Here is a 14,792-nt window from a genome sequence, read left to right on the forward strand (position 1 = left end):
CTTAGTCCTGAGACATGGGGACGAGGGTATCCACTGGCAGATCAGCTAAGTAGCCGACAATCTGGGACCGGGACCGCTCCATATCCGCCAGCCTCTGGTCCAGTTTCGCCACTTCACCTTCAAGCCGGGCGCGCAAGCGGTCACAGGGGTGGAACGTCGGCTTCGGGCTGATGATGCAGGGCAAAAGGTCGTGCATCGCCTCGACCGTCAGGCCGGCATCCGCCAACTGTTTTATCCGCTTTGCCTCTTCGAGGTCGGCTTCAGAATAGTCGCGATAGCCGCTGCCGGTTCGGTGCGGCTGGAGCAAGCCTTCGGCCTCGTAAAAGCGCAACATCCGGACGGTGATACCACAGCGCTGAGAAATTTCTCCGATCTGCATTGATATATCTCCATTTTTCATTTGACCCTAACAACGCTGTCAGGGTGCATGACGAGAGCCGACACATCAAGTCGGAGAACAGAATCATGTCGAAAATAGAACATTTGCAGCATGACGGTGCCCGCGTTGGTTATCGTGACGACGGTGAGGGGCGGCCTCTGGTGCTGGTGCATGGGACAGGAGGGGACGGTGAGGCGAACTTTTCTGGCGTGATGCCCTACCTGTCTGCCCGAAGGGTAATCCGGCCTGATTACGCAGGGGCCGGGCTGACAGATGATCCCGCCAAGGCCCTGACACTGGACCGGCTGGCCGGGCAAGTGCTGGCTGCGGTGGACCATGCCGGCGTCGAGAGCTTCGATTTGTTGGGCTTCTCCCTCGGCGCTGCTGTTGCAGCTCGGCTTGCGGCCCGCCAGCCAGACAGGATCGAACGGCTCGTCCTAGTCGGTGGCTTTGTCACTGGAGCTGATCCTCGGTCGCAGATGCAGTTTCGGCACTGGGCGGATCTTGCACGGCGGGACCCGGCATCGCTCGCACGGCTCATGCTGTTGACAGGCTTCAGCCGCGCCTTCCTCGCAGGAATAGACGATATGGAGTCGGTCGTTGCCGAAATGGTGGCAAGCAGCAACTGGCAAGGTATCGCGCGGCAGGCCGAACTCGACCTCCAAGTCGATGTCTCAAGCGATCTGGCAGATATTCGCGCTCATACGTTGGTACTTGGCAATCAGCAGGATCAGATGGTTGACCCCAAGGCCTCGATCGCTCTGGCGGATGGCATCGGCCGTACCACGCTCGATTGGATCGACGGGCCACACCTGGCTTTGATGGAAACACCGAAGCCGATTGCAGAGTTGCTAACGCGGTTTTTTCACGACTGACGCCATACATAGGGTGGCAACAGCGCTTCCTAGAGCACGACAGAGCCACGGGCGCGCCACTTCTCGCAGGTAGAAACACGATCCAATGCCGTCCTTCACATTACAAAAGTGACGGGCGGTTTTGTCCGCACAGTCGCCGCTCGGTCGGAAAAATGCTGCGAGGCGCATGAACGTCTGGAAGGCGAAAGCTGCAACGCGGCGTTGGCGGGGGCGGTGACTGTCTCCTCTGGGCCGTTTTGGCCTTCTTTGCCTGCGTCGCAATTGAACTCATCTGCCTTTCAACGAGCATCAGAGGCGCTTGTCGCCGTCAAACCGGAACGGCTTCCCGCAACACGCGCGCGATCACTGATCCGCTCCGGAAGATCTCCAGGCGTCTTGACATCAACCTTGACGTTCAAGGCCTCTGCGAGAGCGTCCTGTAAGCCTCCCAAATCGAAAAGAGTGGTTTCTGGCATAGGATCAACTAAAACGAGGTTGCTATCTTCCGTATCCTCTCGACGCAACACAGAGCCGTAAACGCGAGGATTTGATGTACGATGTTGCGCGACGAGTTACCGGATCACGTGACGCCATTGCTCAAAAGCCAGCGAAGGTTTTTTCTGGCACATTTCCCGTCCTTCAAATCCTTCAAGACTTTGAATATCAGCCGCGACGCAAAGCGTCTACAAATCTAGGGGCACCTCAATTCGACGAAGCCGTAGACGCGGAGTTTCAATCAAAGCTCGCGCCTATAGCCGACCATGCACCGCCGGATGACACTCAACACTGGTACAGGCTTTCCGGGCGGCCTATTCGCCCTATGCTGCACGCATTGCCCTTGTTGATGGTGGCGGCTTGGCCAGCCCGCGGGGTGGGCGTTTAAAGTATTGTCGCGTTCCGCGCCCGATTTATCCTTTAGACGATGCTGTGGCGCTATGATCCGTTCAGACAGCTCACTCTAAAGTGGCGCTGTCCCAAGCCGGTTCGGCCACGGCGAGACAGAGGCGTTAGATGGCAGCGGCAGTCAGGATGAAAAACACCTTGCGCACATGGGTCAGATTTTCCCATGTGCCGACAAAACCAGCCGCCACAACAAAACTGTCACCGGGACCAAAGACCCGCTGCGCACCCTCTGCATCCGTCAGGCGCACTTGGCCCTCCAAAATATGACACATCTCGTCATAGTCGCAGGCGCAGCGTTCCAAATGCGGGCCAGCTTCCCAAATGCCGCTGAGCGCGCGTCCATCTGTGCTTTCAAAACAGCGCCAGCTTTTGCTATCATAGGGCGCATCGACCAAGGCGGGATCGTCCACGCGGGTTGCGCGCGGGGCGCCATTTGTTTCAAAGGCAATCACATGGGCGGGGTTCGTCATATCTGTCCTATCAAAATGTAGCGTCAAGATGCGAGGCCAATGCCAAAGGCATCCAGAAGGCGCAGAGTAGCGCCACGGTGGCCTGTTTCATCTTCGCGGGCCAAATCTTTTTGTGCCATTTTGACGGCCATGCTGCGGATCGGTTCGGGCGGAAAAGGCACCGCCCAGCGGCGTGGCATTTTCAACCGCGTGCGTTCAGTGTCGGCCCCATTCAACAGATCCAACATGGTCAAGGCGGCAAAGCGGCTGGCGGAGACGCCCTGTCCGGTAAAGCCCATTGCATAGGCCAGTTGACCACCATAGGCCAAACCAGAGAAAAAGGTGGTGCGGGCCGAGGTGTCGATGATACCGCCCCAGGCGTGGTCAAATCGCACATCCGCAAGGGACGGGAAGGCGGCCGAAAACTGGTCTGCCAGCCGCTGGAAACTCTCGTCGCGCTGCAACAAGGCGTCACTGCGATCACTGCCGTAGTGATAAATCGCGTCATACCCGGCCCAAAGCATCCGATTGTCGGCGGTTTTGCGGAAATAGTGAAACTGGTTGCCGCAATCAGCGATACCATAGCGGTCTGTCCAACCGATGCTGGCCCATTGCGCCTCGGTCATCGGTTCGGTCACCAGCGAGTAATCAAAAATTGGGATGAAGGACAAGCTCAGGCGCTTGAGCAAGGGCTTGGCCGCGTTCGTCGCCAAGATCACCTGTTTGGCGCGGATCACCGCTTGGGCGGTGTCCAACTGGAGGACGGTGCCATCGCGGGACAGCTTGGAGACACCGGAGTTTTCGCAAATCGTAACACCTTGCTGCAAACAGACCCGGCGCAGCTCGGCCACTGTGCGCGCCGGATCAACCAGCGCATAATTCGGTTCAAACAGACCGGCGGAATAGACCGGACTGTCGAGTTTATCGGCCAACTCCGCACCTGACAGCAGACTGTGTTCGATGCCAAAGCGGGCATAGTTGCGCGCCATGTCTTGCAACCCCTGTGCCTGCCATGGCGTTGCTGCGACATTGAGTTTGCCGGAGCGCTCAAACCCCGCATTCATCCCGTAGTGCTCAAGGTCTCGTGCGTAGTGATCAAGATTGTCACGTCCAAGCCGGATCAATCGCTCCGCCTCGCCTGTGTGGCGGGTGAGCGCATTGGACACGCCATGCGAAATAGATGGGGCACAAAAGCCGCCATTGCGCCCACTGGCGTCTTGGCCGCATCGCTTGGCCTCAAGCACAACAATCGTAGCGTCAGGGTGACGTTCGCGGGCCTTCAGCGCACTCCACAATCCGGTAAAGCCACCGCCGACAATCGCCAAATCACAGGACAGATCGGAGGTGGCCGGAAGGCAAGCGGGCAAAGTCGGGACGGTCGTAGTCCAAAACGGAAGGGGTTGGGCAGCGCTCAACCGCATGTCGCTTGTCATCGCATGCCTCCTACTCTGCTCAGGCGTTGTTCCAAAGCGGCCAGTTCGGCTTGGGAATTGACGCCCGTGACCTCGTCCTCATCCGCTTCGACACAGGCCACAGAGTGACCATCGGCGCGGGCGAGGGCGACAAGGTCGGTGAGATAATATTCGCCTTTGCTGTTGTCATTTTTCACGGTGGCCAACAACGGCCAAAGGATGTCAGAGCGCAGGGCGACAATGCCGGAATTGCAAAGCCCGATGCTCCGTTCTCCGTCCGTGGCCTCGGCATGCTCAACAATCCGCTCCAACCCGCCTTTGGCATCGGTAACAAGGCGGCCATAGCTACGCGTGTCGTTTGGGCGAAAGCCCAACACCGCCATGGCATTGGTTGCATCGACCGCCTTACATAGCCGCCGCATTGTCGCCGTGGTGACCAAGGGCACATCGCCATATAGCACAAGCACCACGCCGTGAAACGCTTTGAGCGCAGGCGCTGCCATTTGCACCGCATGGGCTGTGCCAAGCTGCGGTTCTTGTAGCGCGGTTGTTTCGTTGGGATAGGCCCGCGTGATCTGCTCCCGCCCTGCGCCGACGATCAAAACCCGCTGGGACGCGCCGAGCTCGTCCAAACTGTCGAGCAAATGGTCCAACATTGGCCGCCCGGCCAAAGGGTGCAGTACCTTGTGCAGATCAGAGCCCATCCGCGTGCCTTTTCCAGCCGCAAGCACAACGGCGGCAATCGGTGTCTGGCTCATGACGGGTCTGCCGGATCTAAATACCAACCCCAGGTTTGGGTGTGGTCATAGCGGGTGATCTGTTTGGTCTCGCGAAAGGCCATAAAACCCGCCGTGCCCAATTCGCGTCCGATGCCTGAGGATTTATAGCCGCCCCATGGCACTTGCGTGAATGTGGGCTGCGAACAGTTGACCCAAATGACCCCCGCGCGCAGCTTGGCCGCGACCCGTTCACAGCGCTCCAGATCGTCCGACATCACCGCACCGGCAAGCCCATACACACTGTCATTGGCCAGTGTGAGGGCTTCGTCTTCGGTGTCAAACGGGTTCACGCAAACAACGGGGCCAAAAATTTCCTCGCGCCAAATCGCGGCCTCACGTGGCACATCGGCAAAGATCGTGGGCGCGATGTAATAGCCGGTCTCAACCCCTTCGGGACGTCCGCCCCCACTCACCAGTCGCGCCGTTGTGGCTTTGCCCGCCGCAATCGCGGCCATGACTTTGTCATATTGAGGCTTTGACACAATCGGCCCGAGTTTGACGCCTGGCGCGTCTCCGGCGCCAATCGTGATTGCCTCTGCCGCTTGTTTTAGCCGCGCGAGCAAAGCGGGATAGAGGCTGCGCTCGACCAAGACGCGGGAAGTGGCGGAACACACCTCGCCCTTGTTCCAAAAAATGCCGAACATGATCCATTCGACTGCTTTGTCGATGTCGCTGTCGGCGAAAATGACAAAGGGGGATTTGCCGCCAAGTTCCAAGGACACGGTGCGGATGCCCGCCGCCGCCGCCGTCATGATTTTGCGCCCGGTTGCGGTCGACCCGGTAAAGGCGAGCTTGTCCACCAGCGGGTGATCGGACAGCGGTGCGCCGGCCTCCGGCCCGGTGCCGGTGATCAGGTTAAAGACGCCGGGCGGTAGATCGGCGTTATCAATGACTTCGGCCAAAAGCGCGCAGCTCAGCGAACAGAATTCTGAGGGTTTGAGCACCACCGTACAGCCCGCCGCCAGCGCCGGAGCGACTTTCCAAACTGCCATGAGCATCGGGAAATTCCATGGCGTGATGGCACCGACCACCCCCAAAGGTTCGGTGGACACCGTGCTGGTGAATGTGGGATCGCCGACATCGACGGTGGTTGCTCCGTCGCGCTCATGCGCCTCGGCCAGTTCGGCGTAATATTCAAACACAAAGGCCGCATCGCCAATGTCCCATTCGGCCTCTGGAATCGGCTTGCCATTGTCGCGGGTCTCGACCGCTGCGATTTCCGGCAGCCGCGCTTTGATCCCCGCCGCGATGCGCCGCAACGCCGCTGCGCGCGCAGTTGCGGGCAGGGTTGGCCACGGACCCTGGTCAAAGGCCCGTCGCGCGGCACGCACGGCCCGGTCCACATCCGTTGCCCCGCCCGCAGCAATGCGGGCAAAGGCCGTTTCGGTGGCCGGATTGATCGCCTCAAAGCTGTCGCCCTCAGCCGGGGCCACAAAAGCGCCGTCGATATAAAGTTCGGTCGTCTGCATGATCTCTGCCTCCCGATTAGGAAATTTTGCGCCCGCCTGCATCCAGGAACCAGTCATCCGGGTAAGGATACCACCAGTCTTGCCGCACCGGTTTGTGGTCCAAGATCACCATTTTCGAACGGCGGAAGGTCTCAAGCCCCATCCGCCCCAACTCGCGCCCAATACCGGAGTTTTTCCAGCCGCCAAAGGGCAGGGCATCATTGTCAATCATCGGGTTGTTGATCCAAACCATCCCAGCCTCAAGCAGCTCATGCGCCTCATGGGCCTCTTCGAGCGAGGTGGTGAAAATAGACGCGCCAAGGCCGAATTCAGAGGCATTGGCGCCCGCAATGGCGGCATCGAAATCCGGCACCCGCACAATCGCGGCGACCGGGCCGAAACATTCCTCATGCAGGATGTCCATCTCGGTGGTGCAATTGGTCAAAATCGTTGGCTCGTAAAACCATCCGGTGGTCTGGGACGGCGGCACGCGCCCGCCGCAGACCAGCGTGGCACCTTTGGCGAGCGCATCGGCCACAAGGCGTTCCACCTTATCGCGGGCGGCTTTGCTCACCAGCGGACCGATTTCGGATTTATCCAACCCATTGCCGATGCGAAGACGTGCGGTTTCGGCTTTGAACGCCGCGACAAAGGCATCGTGCACCGCATCGACGACGTACAGCCGCTCGGTCGAGGTGCAAACCTGACCCGACATGTGGAAGGCCCCGGTCACTGCCCCGGCGGCGGCCACGTCGATTGGCGCATGAGCGGAGATGATCATCGGGTCGGAGCCGCCCGCCTCGATCACGGCCGGTTTGAGTTTGGACGCGGCGGCCATGGCCACGGCTTGACCTGCGGCCACGGAGCCGGTGAAGGCCACCGCATGGGTGCGAGGGCTTGCGACCAGTGCCTTGCCGACTTCGGCGCCGCCGGGCAGACAGGCCACAAGGCCTTCGGGCAGACGACGGAACACTTTCATAAATTCCAGCGTCGAGAGCGTTGTCGCCTCGGCCGGTTTGATGACACAGCCGTTCCCTGCGGCCAAGGACGCAGCCACAGTCCAGCACATCAACAACACTGGAAAGTTAAACGGCATGATATGTACGGAAATGCCCAGCGGTTCATATTTGGCGAATTGCAGCGAGCCGATTTGAGTGGTGCCCGCGACTTTGCCGGCCTCGTCGCGCGCCATTTCGGCGTAGTAGCGAAAAATCGGTGCGCAATTGGCCAGTTCACCGATGGCTTCGGGATAGGGCTTGCCCATTTCGCGGCTCATCACGATGGCGCAATGGGTGAGGTCGGCGGTCTCAATGAAATTGGCGAGATCGTGCAGCATCTTGGCGCGGCTTTTGGCATCCGTCGCCTGCCATTTCGATTGCGCCGCTGCCACGGCAGTGAGGGCCGCGTCGATCTCCGACGCCGTCACTTCCGCGCGCTGGCCAACGGTGTTGAGCGTCGCCGGGTCGATCACATCCTGTGTGCCCCCCGCACTTTTGGTGAAGTCTGGCGACACAAAATAACAGGCGTTGAGAATGTCAGTCATAGCGGTATCCTTACGTATTCATCCGCGAAAATGCGGGTCCAGCGTCGCGCCAGCCGGGCAACGTCTGGTCAATAAAATCTGTGATCTCATAGAGATTGGCGGCCTCTAAGGCGGTCTGCATCTGGCGTATCACGCGGGGCATGAAGGTCAGATAGCCGGGCTTGCCATCGCGTTTGCACAGGCGCAGGAATTGTCCGGCCAAGCGGGTGTGCCGCTGTGCCGCCAAAAGGTGATATCGGTGCAGGATCTCATCTTTGCTGCCGCAACGGTCCGGGATGGCGGTGAGGTACCGATCCAACATCGCCTGTTCCAATCCGGGTGCCAAATCGCGGCGCGCATCTTGCAGCAGGGACATGAGATCATACTCCCCCGCGCCGATCACGCCGTCTTGGAAATCGAGCAGGCCACAGCGCGCGACGCCTTGGCGATCGGTCAACAACATCAGGTTGTCGATGTGAAAGTCACGTAGAACCAAAGCGTTCAACTGCTCGTCCAGTGGCGCAAAGGCGGTGTCCCAGAGCCGTGAGAACCGGGCGTCGAACACAGTCGCGTCCAGATCAGGGCGAAACGCCGGGACGAACCAATGGGAGAACCGCGACACTTCTTCGAGCAGAACCGGCCGATCATAGGCCGGAACGGTCACCTCAATTGCGGTCGGTTGGCTGTGCAGATGCACCAAAGCATCAATCGCCAATTCATAAAGCTCGGTTTCATCATGCCCGGAGGTTAGCAAATTGCCATAGGTCGCCGTGCCGAAATCTTCGATCAGGGCAAGCCCCACCGCCGGGTCTACCCCCACAACCCGCGGGGCGCTCAGGCCCAAGCTCGACAGATGCCGCGCCAACCGCAGGAACGCGGCAAAGCCCACCGGGTCGGTGCGGTCATCCATCAACAACAGCCCCGTATCCGTCAGGCGGAAATACCGCCGCGCCGAGGCATCGCCGGGCAGCGCCGACACCTGTGCCGCAGCCTGCCCATGGCGCGCCAGAAACGAAGCAATGGGCGGATCAAGTTTGGTGGGGGCACAGAGCACGGTCATCGGATCATATAGACCTTTTTGATGGTCTCATGGACGGTGCAGACGCCTTTCCAATCTTTCGGGAAAAACGCCGCCGTGTCGGGGGTGATTTCAATCACCTCACCGCTTTCATGGACATAGGTGCAGCGCCCCTCAAGGAAATGGCAGAACTCGTCAGAGGTCACATGGCACTCCCATGTGCCGGGGGTGCAAATCCACACCCCGCATTCAGACTGGCCCTCAGGCCCTTTGTGCATCACCACGCCGCTGACGTGGGACTCGCCCTCGATCATGGTGGGGATGATGCCCCAATCGACGGTCTCGGTGAGCGCAGTCGGGTTTCTTAAAACAGGTGTTGTCATCTCTCAAATCCCTTAGGTGAGCATGTAGCTGTTGCGGGTTGTCTCAAAAATCTCGGCCACGCCGGTCCATCCGGCCTTAAACACCACAGCGGTGCCGGGGGTGATGTCGATCACCTCGCCGTCATCGCTGCGGTATTGGGCGCGCCCGGAGATAAAGTAACAAAACTCGTCGCGCGGCACCGAAAGCCGCCATGTGCCGGGGGTACAGACCCAAATGCCGGTTTCGGGGCTATTGTTTGGCCCTTTGAACAGGAGCCGCCCGGTGGACTGCGATGCACCTGCAAGGGCATCGGGCTGTGCGCCCCAATCCGCGAGATCGTCAAACGTGGCGGCACCGTGAATATGCGGCGCGGAAGAGGAAAGGTTTGTCATGCGACCAACCCCGCCAATAGTTTCGCGGCTTTAAGGGGCCCTTCGCAGGACTGCATATGCTTGGAAATCATGGCCAGGCGGTCGGCCATGTCTGTATCAGTCAGACAGGCCTCGATCTTGGCGATCATTTCTTCGTCACTCCATTCATAGCGATCCGAACGGAAACCGTAGCCGGTTTCTTGCACGCGCATTGCGTTGTCATGGCCATCCCAAACATAGGGCATGATGATTGCGGGTCTGCCAAAATACAGACACTCGGTGAAGGAGTTGTTGCCGCCATGATGGATCACCGCATCGACTTGCGGGATGACGGAGGGCTGCGGATACCAGCTTTCGATGATCACATTGGGCGGGATGTCGGAGTATTCGTCTTTGTAATCGCCGACATTGAACAAGGCGCGATAGCGGGTCTTGCCGATCAGGGTGATCAGCCGTTTCAAAAGGTCGGTGTCGCCAGAACCCAGCGAGCCGAAGGAGACATAAAGCAGCGGACCGTCGTTGTTGGCGGCAAATGTTGGCACTTCATAGGCGGCATCTTCGCGCACGCAGCCTTCGAGGTACTGGAACCGCGCCGGGTCAAGAGGGGTCTCACGCTTGTAGGTCAGCGGCTGCGGATAGAGCATCATGTTCATGTAGGGGGAGGCTTCGAAAAACTCGCCGATCTTGTACGCGTCTTCGCCGCACTCTGCGAGGAAGGCGTTAAAATCCGCATGGATCGGGGCAATGACGTCTTCGAACTTGGCGCGGAAGGCTGCGTGGCCCTCGGTGTCGTTTTCCGACATGCCGGAGAGATGCGGCGGGATGGCCGGGTCTTCGATCTCGTTTTCAGAACACGAAATGATCCGCACCCATGGTACGCCATATTGTTTGATCGCCGGGAACAGGATGACGTTATCGACGGCAATCACGTCGGGTTTGATCCGGTCCAAAACGGCGGGCAAATCTTTTTGTGCCCATTTGGCGCTGTCAACAATCGCCTCCCAACATTCCTTGACGTAATTGTCGATCTGATCAATCGGCGCTTTGCGGAAATTGGGGATGTGACCGTTGATGAAATCTTCCCAGAATTTCGCCATCTGTTCGGGTGGCATCGGTTCCGAGAGGGCCACGGGATGGGCCTCAAATCCGTAGCCTTGGTAAATCTCGACAAAGCCCGGATCGGACAGGAATACCACTTTATGTCCCATTTTGGTCAAGGCTTGTGCAATCCCGACCGAATTCAACGCGGGACCGTAGGCGGCTTCGGGGAAAAGGGCGAAGGTTTTCTGTTCCATGGTGACTCCTTTGACGGGGTTCAATTTGGGAAAATATGGGTGTCTTTGGCGGACCACTGCACGGTGATGCTTTGGCCGACCTCGGGGGCGTGGCCGTCCGCCTCATCTGCGGTCATCCGCGAGATCACCGGCGTGTCAGAGAGCGGCGTTTTGATATGCAGCAACAGATCAAGACCGTGATAGGCCACCGCGGCGATCTCACCGCTCAACTGGTTTTCGCCGGTGCCGGTGACATGGAGCCGTTCTGGACGAATGGCGGCGATGGCCGCGCCATTCTTGGCGATCTCGGTCACGCTTTCGGATCGGATCACACTGCCATCCGCGCCAACGAAATTGGTGCCTTTTTTCTCGACAGGCAGGAAATTCATCACCCCGATAAAGTCGGCGGCAAATTTGCTTTGCGGCGCTTCGTAAATGTCATGCGGGGTGCCGACCTGCAAAAGTTTGCCATCCTTCATGATGGCGATGCGGTCGGCCATAACCAGGGCTTCTTCTTGGTCATGCGTCACGATGATAAAGGTGATACCGAACTCATGCTGCAACCGTTTGAGTTCAAGCTGCATCTCGCTGCGCAGTTTTTTGTCCAACGCGCCGAGCGGTTCGTCGAGCAAAAGCACCTTTGGCCGTTTCACCAAAGCCCGCGCCAGGGCGACCCGTTGGCGTTGCCCACCCGAAAGTTGTTCGGGTTTGCGTTTGGCCAAATGGCCGAGCTGAATGACCTCAAGGATCTCATTGACCCGCGCTGCGATTTCCGCTTTCGGCAGACGGTCCATTTCAAGCCCGTAGGCAATGTTTTGCGCCACGGTCATATGCGGGAACAGCGCGTAGGATTGGAACATCAGATTCAAAGGCCGCTGGTTGGGCGCGAGTCCGGCGATGGATGTGCCCTCCAGCGTGATGTCACCGGCCGAGAGGTCTTCAAACCCTGCGAGCATGCGCAACAGCGTGGTTTTGCCACTGCCCGATGCACCGAGGAGCGCGAAGAACTCGTTCTTGCGAATGTCCAGCGACAGGCCATCAACAGCTTGCACAGTGCCAAAGGTCTTGGAGACGTCTTTGATGCTTAAAAACGATTGGGTCATTGGCCGGGCAAGCCTCCTTTGTTCAGTCGTTGGGAGAGGGCCAGTGCGATCACCGAGACCGCCATCACCAGCGTGGCCAGAGCGTTAATTTCAGGGGTCACCCCAAAGCGGATCATCGCGAAAATCTGCATCGGCAGAGTGATTGAGGCGCGTCCGGCCCCGGCGGTGAAAAAGGCGATGATGAATTCGTCAACCGAGAGGGTGAAGGCCAAAAGCGCGCCCGCAACGATGGCGGGCATCAACACCGGAATGATGACGCGTTTGAGCGTGGTGAATGTCGAGGCGCCGAGATCGGCGGAGGCTTCGACAATCGACCAGTCAAAGTTTTTCAACCGCGCCCGCACCACGGCACAGACAAAGGCCAGGTTGAACACGACATGGCTGACGATGATCGTATGCAGCCCCATCTTCACGCCAATCAGCGAGAAAAACGACAACAAAGCGATGGCCAAAACGATGTCGGGAATGATCATCGGGGCGAAAATGAGGGTTTCCAACCATTTGCCATTGCGACGGCGGATTTCGACGCCGATGGCCAAAAGGCTGCCCAAAAGCGTGGACAAGAGGGTCGAAAAAATCGCCACGATCAAAGTGTTGCCCGCCGCTTTGAGGATGTCTTCATTCTCAAGCAAGGCACCATACCATTTGAACGAAAATCCGGTCCAAGCGGTCGGGAGGCCACCTTCGTTAAAGGACAGGCCCACCAGCACCGAAATCGGGATGTAGAGAAAGGCGAAGATCACGCCGAGGATGATCAACATCAGGCGGAATGTGTTGCGATCAGCCATTTTGCGCTCCTTTGCGACCAGAGGCGCGCTCGGCCACCACAGCTTGCAACATCAAGAGACCCAGCATCACCGCGATCAACACCATCGAGAGCGCCGCACCAAACGGCCAATCATTCGCGGTCAGGAATTGGGCGTAGACAAGGTTGCCGATCATCTGGAACTGGCCTCCACCAAGCAGCGCGGGGGTCACGAAATTGCCGATCGAGAGGACGAAGACAAAGACAAACCCCGTGGCAATCCCCGGCACCGTCATTGGCAGCGTCACACGGCGAAACGTGGTCCATCCAGACGCGCCCAGATCGCGCGAGGCCTCGGAAATATCGGGGTTCAGACGCGACAGTGGCGCGTAACAGCTGAGAATGACGAAGGGCAGATAGTTGTAGACCAAACCGATGATCACGGCTTGCTCGGAGTACAACATGCTGGGCAATTCGCCCTCAAACCCAAGCCAGCGCGCGAGGTTCACGATCAAGCCTTCGCGGTTCAGCAACACGATCCACGCATAGGTGCGCACCAGATAGTTCGACCAGAACGGCAGCACGGCAAAGAACAACAGCATGGATTGGTGGCGACGTGGCATCGCGGCAATGGCATAGGCCGCAGCATAGCCCAGTACACAGGCAATGGCGGCAGAGAGCCCGGCGATCCCGGCGGATTTCAGGAAAATCTTGAAATACAGCGGGTCAAACACCAGCGCGAGGTTTTCAAGTGTGACCGTATACTCAATCCCGCCGTAAACGCCGCGCCGGAAAAAGGCGAGCACGAGGATGAGCACACAGGGCACAACCATCAACCCAAACAGCCAAAGCATGGCCGGGGTCATCAAGATCATGGGACGGCGGTCAGTGGACATAGAAGATCCCTGTGCTGAACGAGCCAGCATCATTTTGTGCGATTGGGGGGGGATGGTCCCGCCCTTGGGGAGAGGCGGGACCAAAAGGGAGCGAGGCGTGTTTGGATCAGTTCGCTTTGATCTCGGAGACAAGGCGGGAATAGTCGCGCTGCGCGGCTCCCACGTCACGCAATTGCTCAAATTTCAACATGTCCGCCGGGGCCATGCCCATGTTCGGGTATGTCTCGATCAGTGCCGGGTCCACACCGTCCATCGCGGCCTTGTTCGGCACTTTGTAGAGGATATTCTCGGCAGCCCAGCGGTGATTTTCGGCATCCAGAATGTAGTTCACAAATGCATAGGCTGCGTCTTTGTGCTCAGACGCCTTCAGGATCACCATCGTGTCGACCCAAAGATCAGAGCCTTCAGTCGGGATCATATATGTGATGTCGGCATTTTCGCCGATGCCGTAGTTGCACCAGCCATCCCACGCCTGCACCAACTCCGCCTCGCCGGACACAAGTTTGGCGTAGAATGTGGTGTCGTCATAGGCCAACAAAGTGCCTTTGGCTTTGATCAGAAGATCACGCACTTCGGCCATTTTGTCGGGATCCGTTTCGTTCACCGAATAGCCAAGCGCCAATTGACCAGCGGCCAGCAACCAACGGTCGGTTGCGAGCATGGTGGTCTTGCCGGACACGGTCTCTGTCGGTTCCAAAAGATCGTACCAGGACGTCGGTTCCGCAACCAAATCGGAGCGATAGCACAGCCCGGTCGTACCCCAAGCATACGGCAGTGAGAACACATTGCCCGGATCATGCGGCAGCTCGGTGGCTTCGGTGTAGAGATTGGCGATGTTGGGGATTTTGTCGTGGTCGAGCTCTTCGGCCAAACCAAGGTTGTGCAAGACTTCGGCAAACGGTGAGGACACAAAGACAACATCATAGCCTGCGCCTTTTGACGCGATCAATTTGCCCATGATTTCTTCGTTTGTAGCGTGCAACACCAACTCGGCTTCGTTGCCGGTTGCGGCGTTAAACGTGTCAATCGCATCGGCGGCCATATAGCCATCCCAGTTTGACACGGTGAGCGGCTCAGCCAAGACAGGTGCGGCCATCGCAGCCAGTGTCACGGTCAAGCAAACACCGCTGTGCAGTGTGTGTCGTATCATAAACGTAACCTCCAAAGGGTCTGTTGGACTGTCCGGACCGTGGCCCGGTAATTTGTGTTGCGATTCTTTACGATCGCTATAGTCTCAGTATTAATCGTGGAAATTATACGTCAATTTGTTTTTGCG

At 58.5% G+C, this 14,792-nt stretch carries 15 protein-coding genes; 1 reads left to right on the plus strand and 14 read right to left on the minus strand.

Going from position 1 to position 14,792, the window contains the following annotated elements; all coding sequences use genetic code 11:
- Nucleotide 1 precedes the first annotated feature (1 nt).
- Complete coding sequence (locus B30_RS08780) at nt 2-379, minus strand: MerR family transcriptional regulator (RefSeq protein ID WP_009571692.1); 378 nt, start codon at nt 377-379, stop codon at nt 2-4.
- A gap of 86 nt (nt 380-465) precedes the next feature.
- On the opposite strand from B30_RS08780, the gene B30_RS08785 reads away from it, so the two are divergent.
- Nucleotides 466-1,254 carry an alpha/beta fold hydrolase gene (locus B30_RS08785; RefSeq protein ID WP_009571693.1) on the plus strand — a complete coding sequence of 263 codons (789 nt, stop codon included), beginning with the start codon at nt 466-468 and terminating at the stop codon, nt 1,252-1,254.
- Nucleotides 1,255-2,240: 986 nt separating this feature from the next.
- Here B30_RS08785 and B30_RS08795 read toward each other — a convergent pair.
- The 13 genes from B30_RS08795 to B30_RS08855 all read right to left on the minus strand — a co-directional run bounded on the left by B30_RS08795 (nt 2,241) and on the right by B30_RS08855 (nt 14,666).
- Nucleotides 2,241-2,606, minus strand: a complete 366-nt coding sequence (locus B30_RS08795; RefSeq protein WP_009571695.1) for a cupin domain-containing protein — start codon at nt 2,604-2,606, stop codon at nt 2,241-2,243.
- A gap of 23 nt (nt 2,607-2,629) precedes the next feature.
- A complete protein-coding gene (locus tag B30_RS08800; protein ID WP_009571696.1) occupies nt 2,630-4,018 on the minus strand; it encodes an NAD(P)/FAD-dependent oxidoreductase in 1,389 nt (462 codons plus the stop codon).
- Nucleotides 4,015-4,755, minus strand: a complete 741-nt coding sequence (locus tag B30_RS08805; RefSeq protein ID WP_009571697.1) for an NTP transferase domain-containing protein — start codon at nt 4,753-4,755, stop codon at nt 4,015-4,017. The genes B30_RS08800 and B30_RS08805 overlap by 4 nt, the downstream gene beginning before the upstream one ends.
- On the minus strand, nt 4,752-6,245 hold the full coding sequence (locus B30_RS08810) for an aldehyde dehydrogenase family protein (RefSeq protein WP_009571698.1): 1,494 nt from the start codon (nt 6,243-6,245) through the stop codon (nt 4,752-4,754). Before B30_RS08810 ends, B30_RS08805 begins: the two co-directional genes overlap by 4 nt.
- 16 nt (nt 6,246-6,261) lie before the next feature.
- Nucleotides 6,262-7,767: an aldehyde dehydrogenase family protein gene (locus B30_RS08815; protein ID WP_009571699.1), complete on the minus strand. Its 1,506-nt coding sequence runs from the start codon at nt 7,765-7,767 to the stop codon at nt 6,262-6,264.
- Nucleotides 7,768-7,777: 10 nt separating this feature from the next.
- Nucleotides 7,778-8,806, minus strand: a complete 1,029-nt coding sequence (locus B30_RS08820; RefSeq protein ID WP_009571700.1) for an aminoglycoside phosphotransferase family protein — start codon at nt 8,804-8,806, stop codon at nt 7,778-7,780.
- On the minus strand, nt 8,803-9,147 hold the full coding sequence (locus tag B30_RS08825) for a cupin domain-containing protein (protein WP_009571701.1): 345 nt from the start codon (nt 9,145-9,147) through the stop codon (nt 8,803-8,805). The genes B30_RS08820 and B30_RS08825 overlap by 4 nt, the downstream gene beginning before the upstream one ends.
- 12 nt (nt 9,148-9,159) lie before the next feature.
- Entirely contained in the window at nt 9,160-9,519 is a 360-nt protein-coding gene (locus B30_RS08830; RefSeq protein ID WP_009571702.1) for a cupin domain-containing protein, read from the minus strand.
- A complete protein-coding gene (locus B30_RS08835; RefSeq protein ID WP_009571703.1) occupies nt 9,516-10,793 on the minus strand; it encodes a glycosyltransferase in 1,278 nt (425 codons plus the stop codon). Before B30_RS08835 ends, B30_RS08830 begins: the two co-directional genes overlap by 4 nt.
- A gap of 20 nt (nt 10,794-10,813) precedes the next feature.
- Complete coding sequence (locus B30_RS08840) at nt 10,814-11,875, minus strand: ABC transporter ATP-binding protein (RefSeq protein ID WP_009571704.1); 1,062 nt, start codon at nt 11,873-11,875, stop codon at nt 10,814-10,816.
- Nucleotides 11,872-12,663 (minus strand): ABC transporter permease, encoded by a 792-nt coding sequence (locus B30_RS08845; RefSeq protein ID WP_009571705.1) that lies wholly within the window; start codon nt 12,661-12,663, stop codon nt 11,872-11,874. Before B30_RS08845 ends, B30_RS08840 begins: the two co-directional genes overlap by 4 nt.
- On the minus strand, nt 12,656-13,516 hold the full coding sequence (locus B30_RS08850; RefSeq protein ID WP_009571706.1) for an ABC transporter permease: 861 nt from the start codon (nt 13,514-13,516) through the stop codon (nt 12,656-12,658). The genes B30_RS08845 and B30_RS08850 overlap by 8 nt, the downstream gene beginning before the upstream one ends.
- Before the next feature lie 106 nt (nt 13,517-13,622).
- Nucleotides 13,623-14,666 carry a polyamine ABC transporter substrate-binding protein gene (locus tag B30_RS08855; protein ID WP_009571707.1) on the minus strand — a complete coding sequence of 348 codons (1,044 nt, stop codon included), beginning with the start codon at nt 14,664-14,666 and terminating at the stop codon, nt 13,623-13,625.
- Between the last annotated feature and the right edge of the window lie 126 nt (nt 14,667-14,792).

The sequence above is a fragment of the Celeribacter baekdonensis B30 genome, assembly GCF_000299875.1.
GTDB classification, from domain to species: domain Bacteria; phylum Pseudomonadota; class Alphaproteobacteria; order Rhodobacterales; family Rhodobacteraceae; genus Celeribacter; species Celeribacter baekdonensis_A.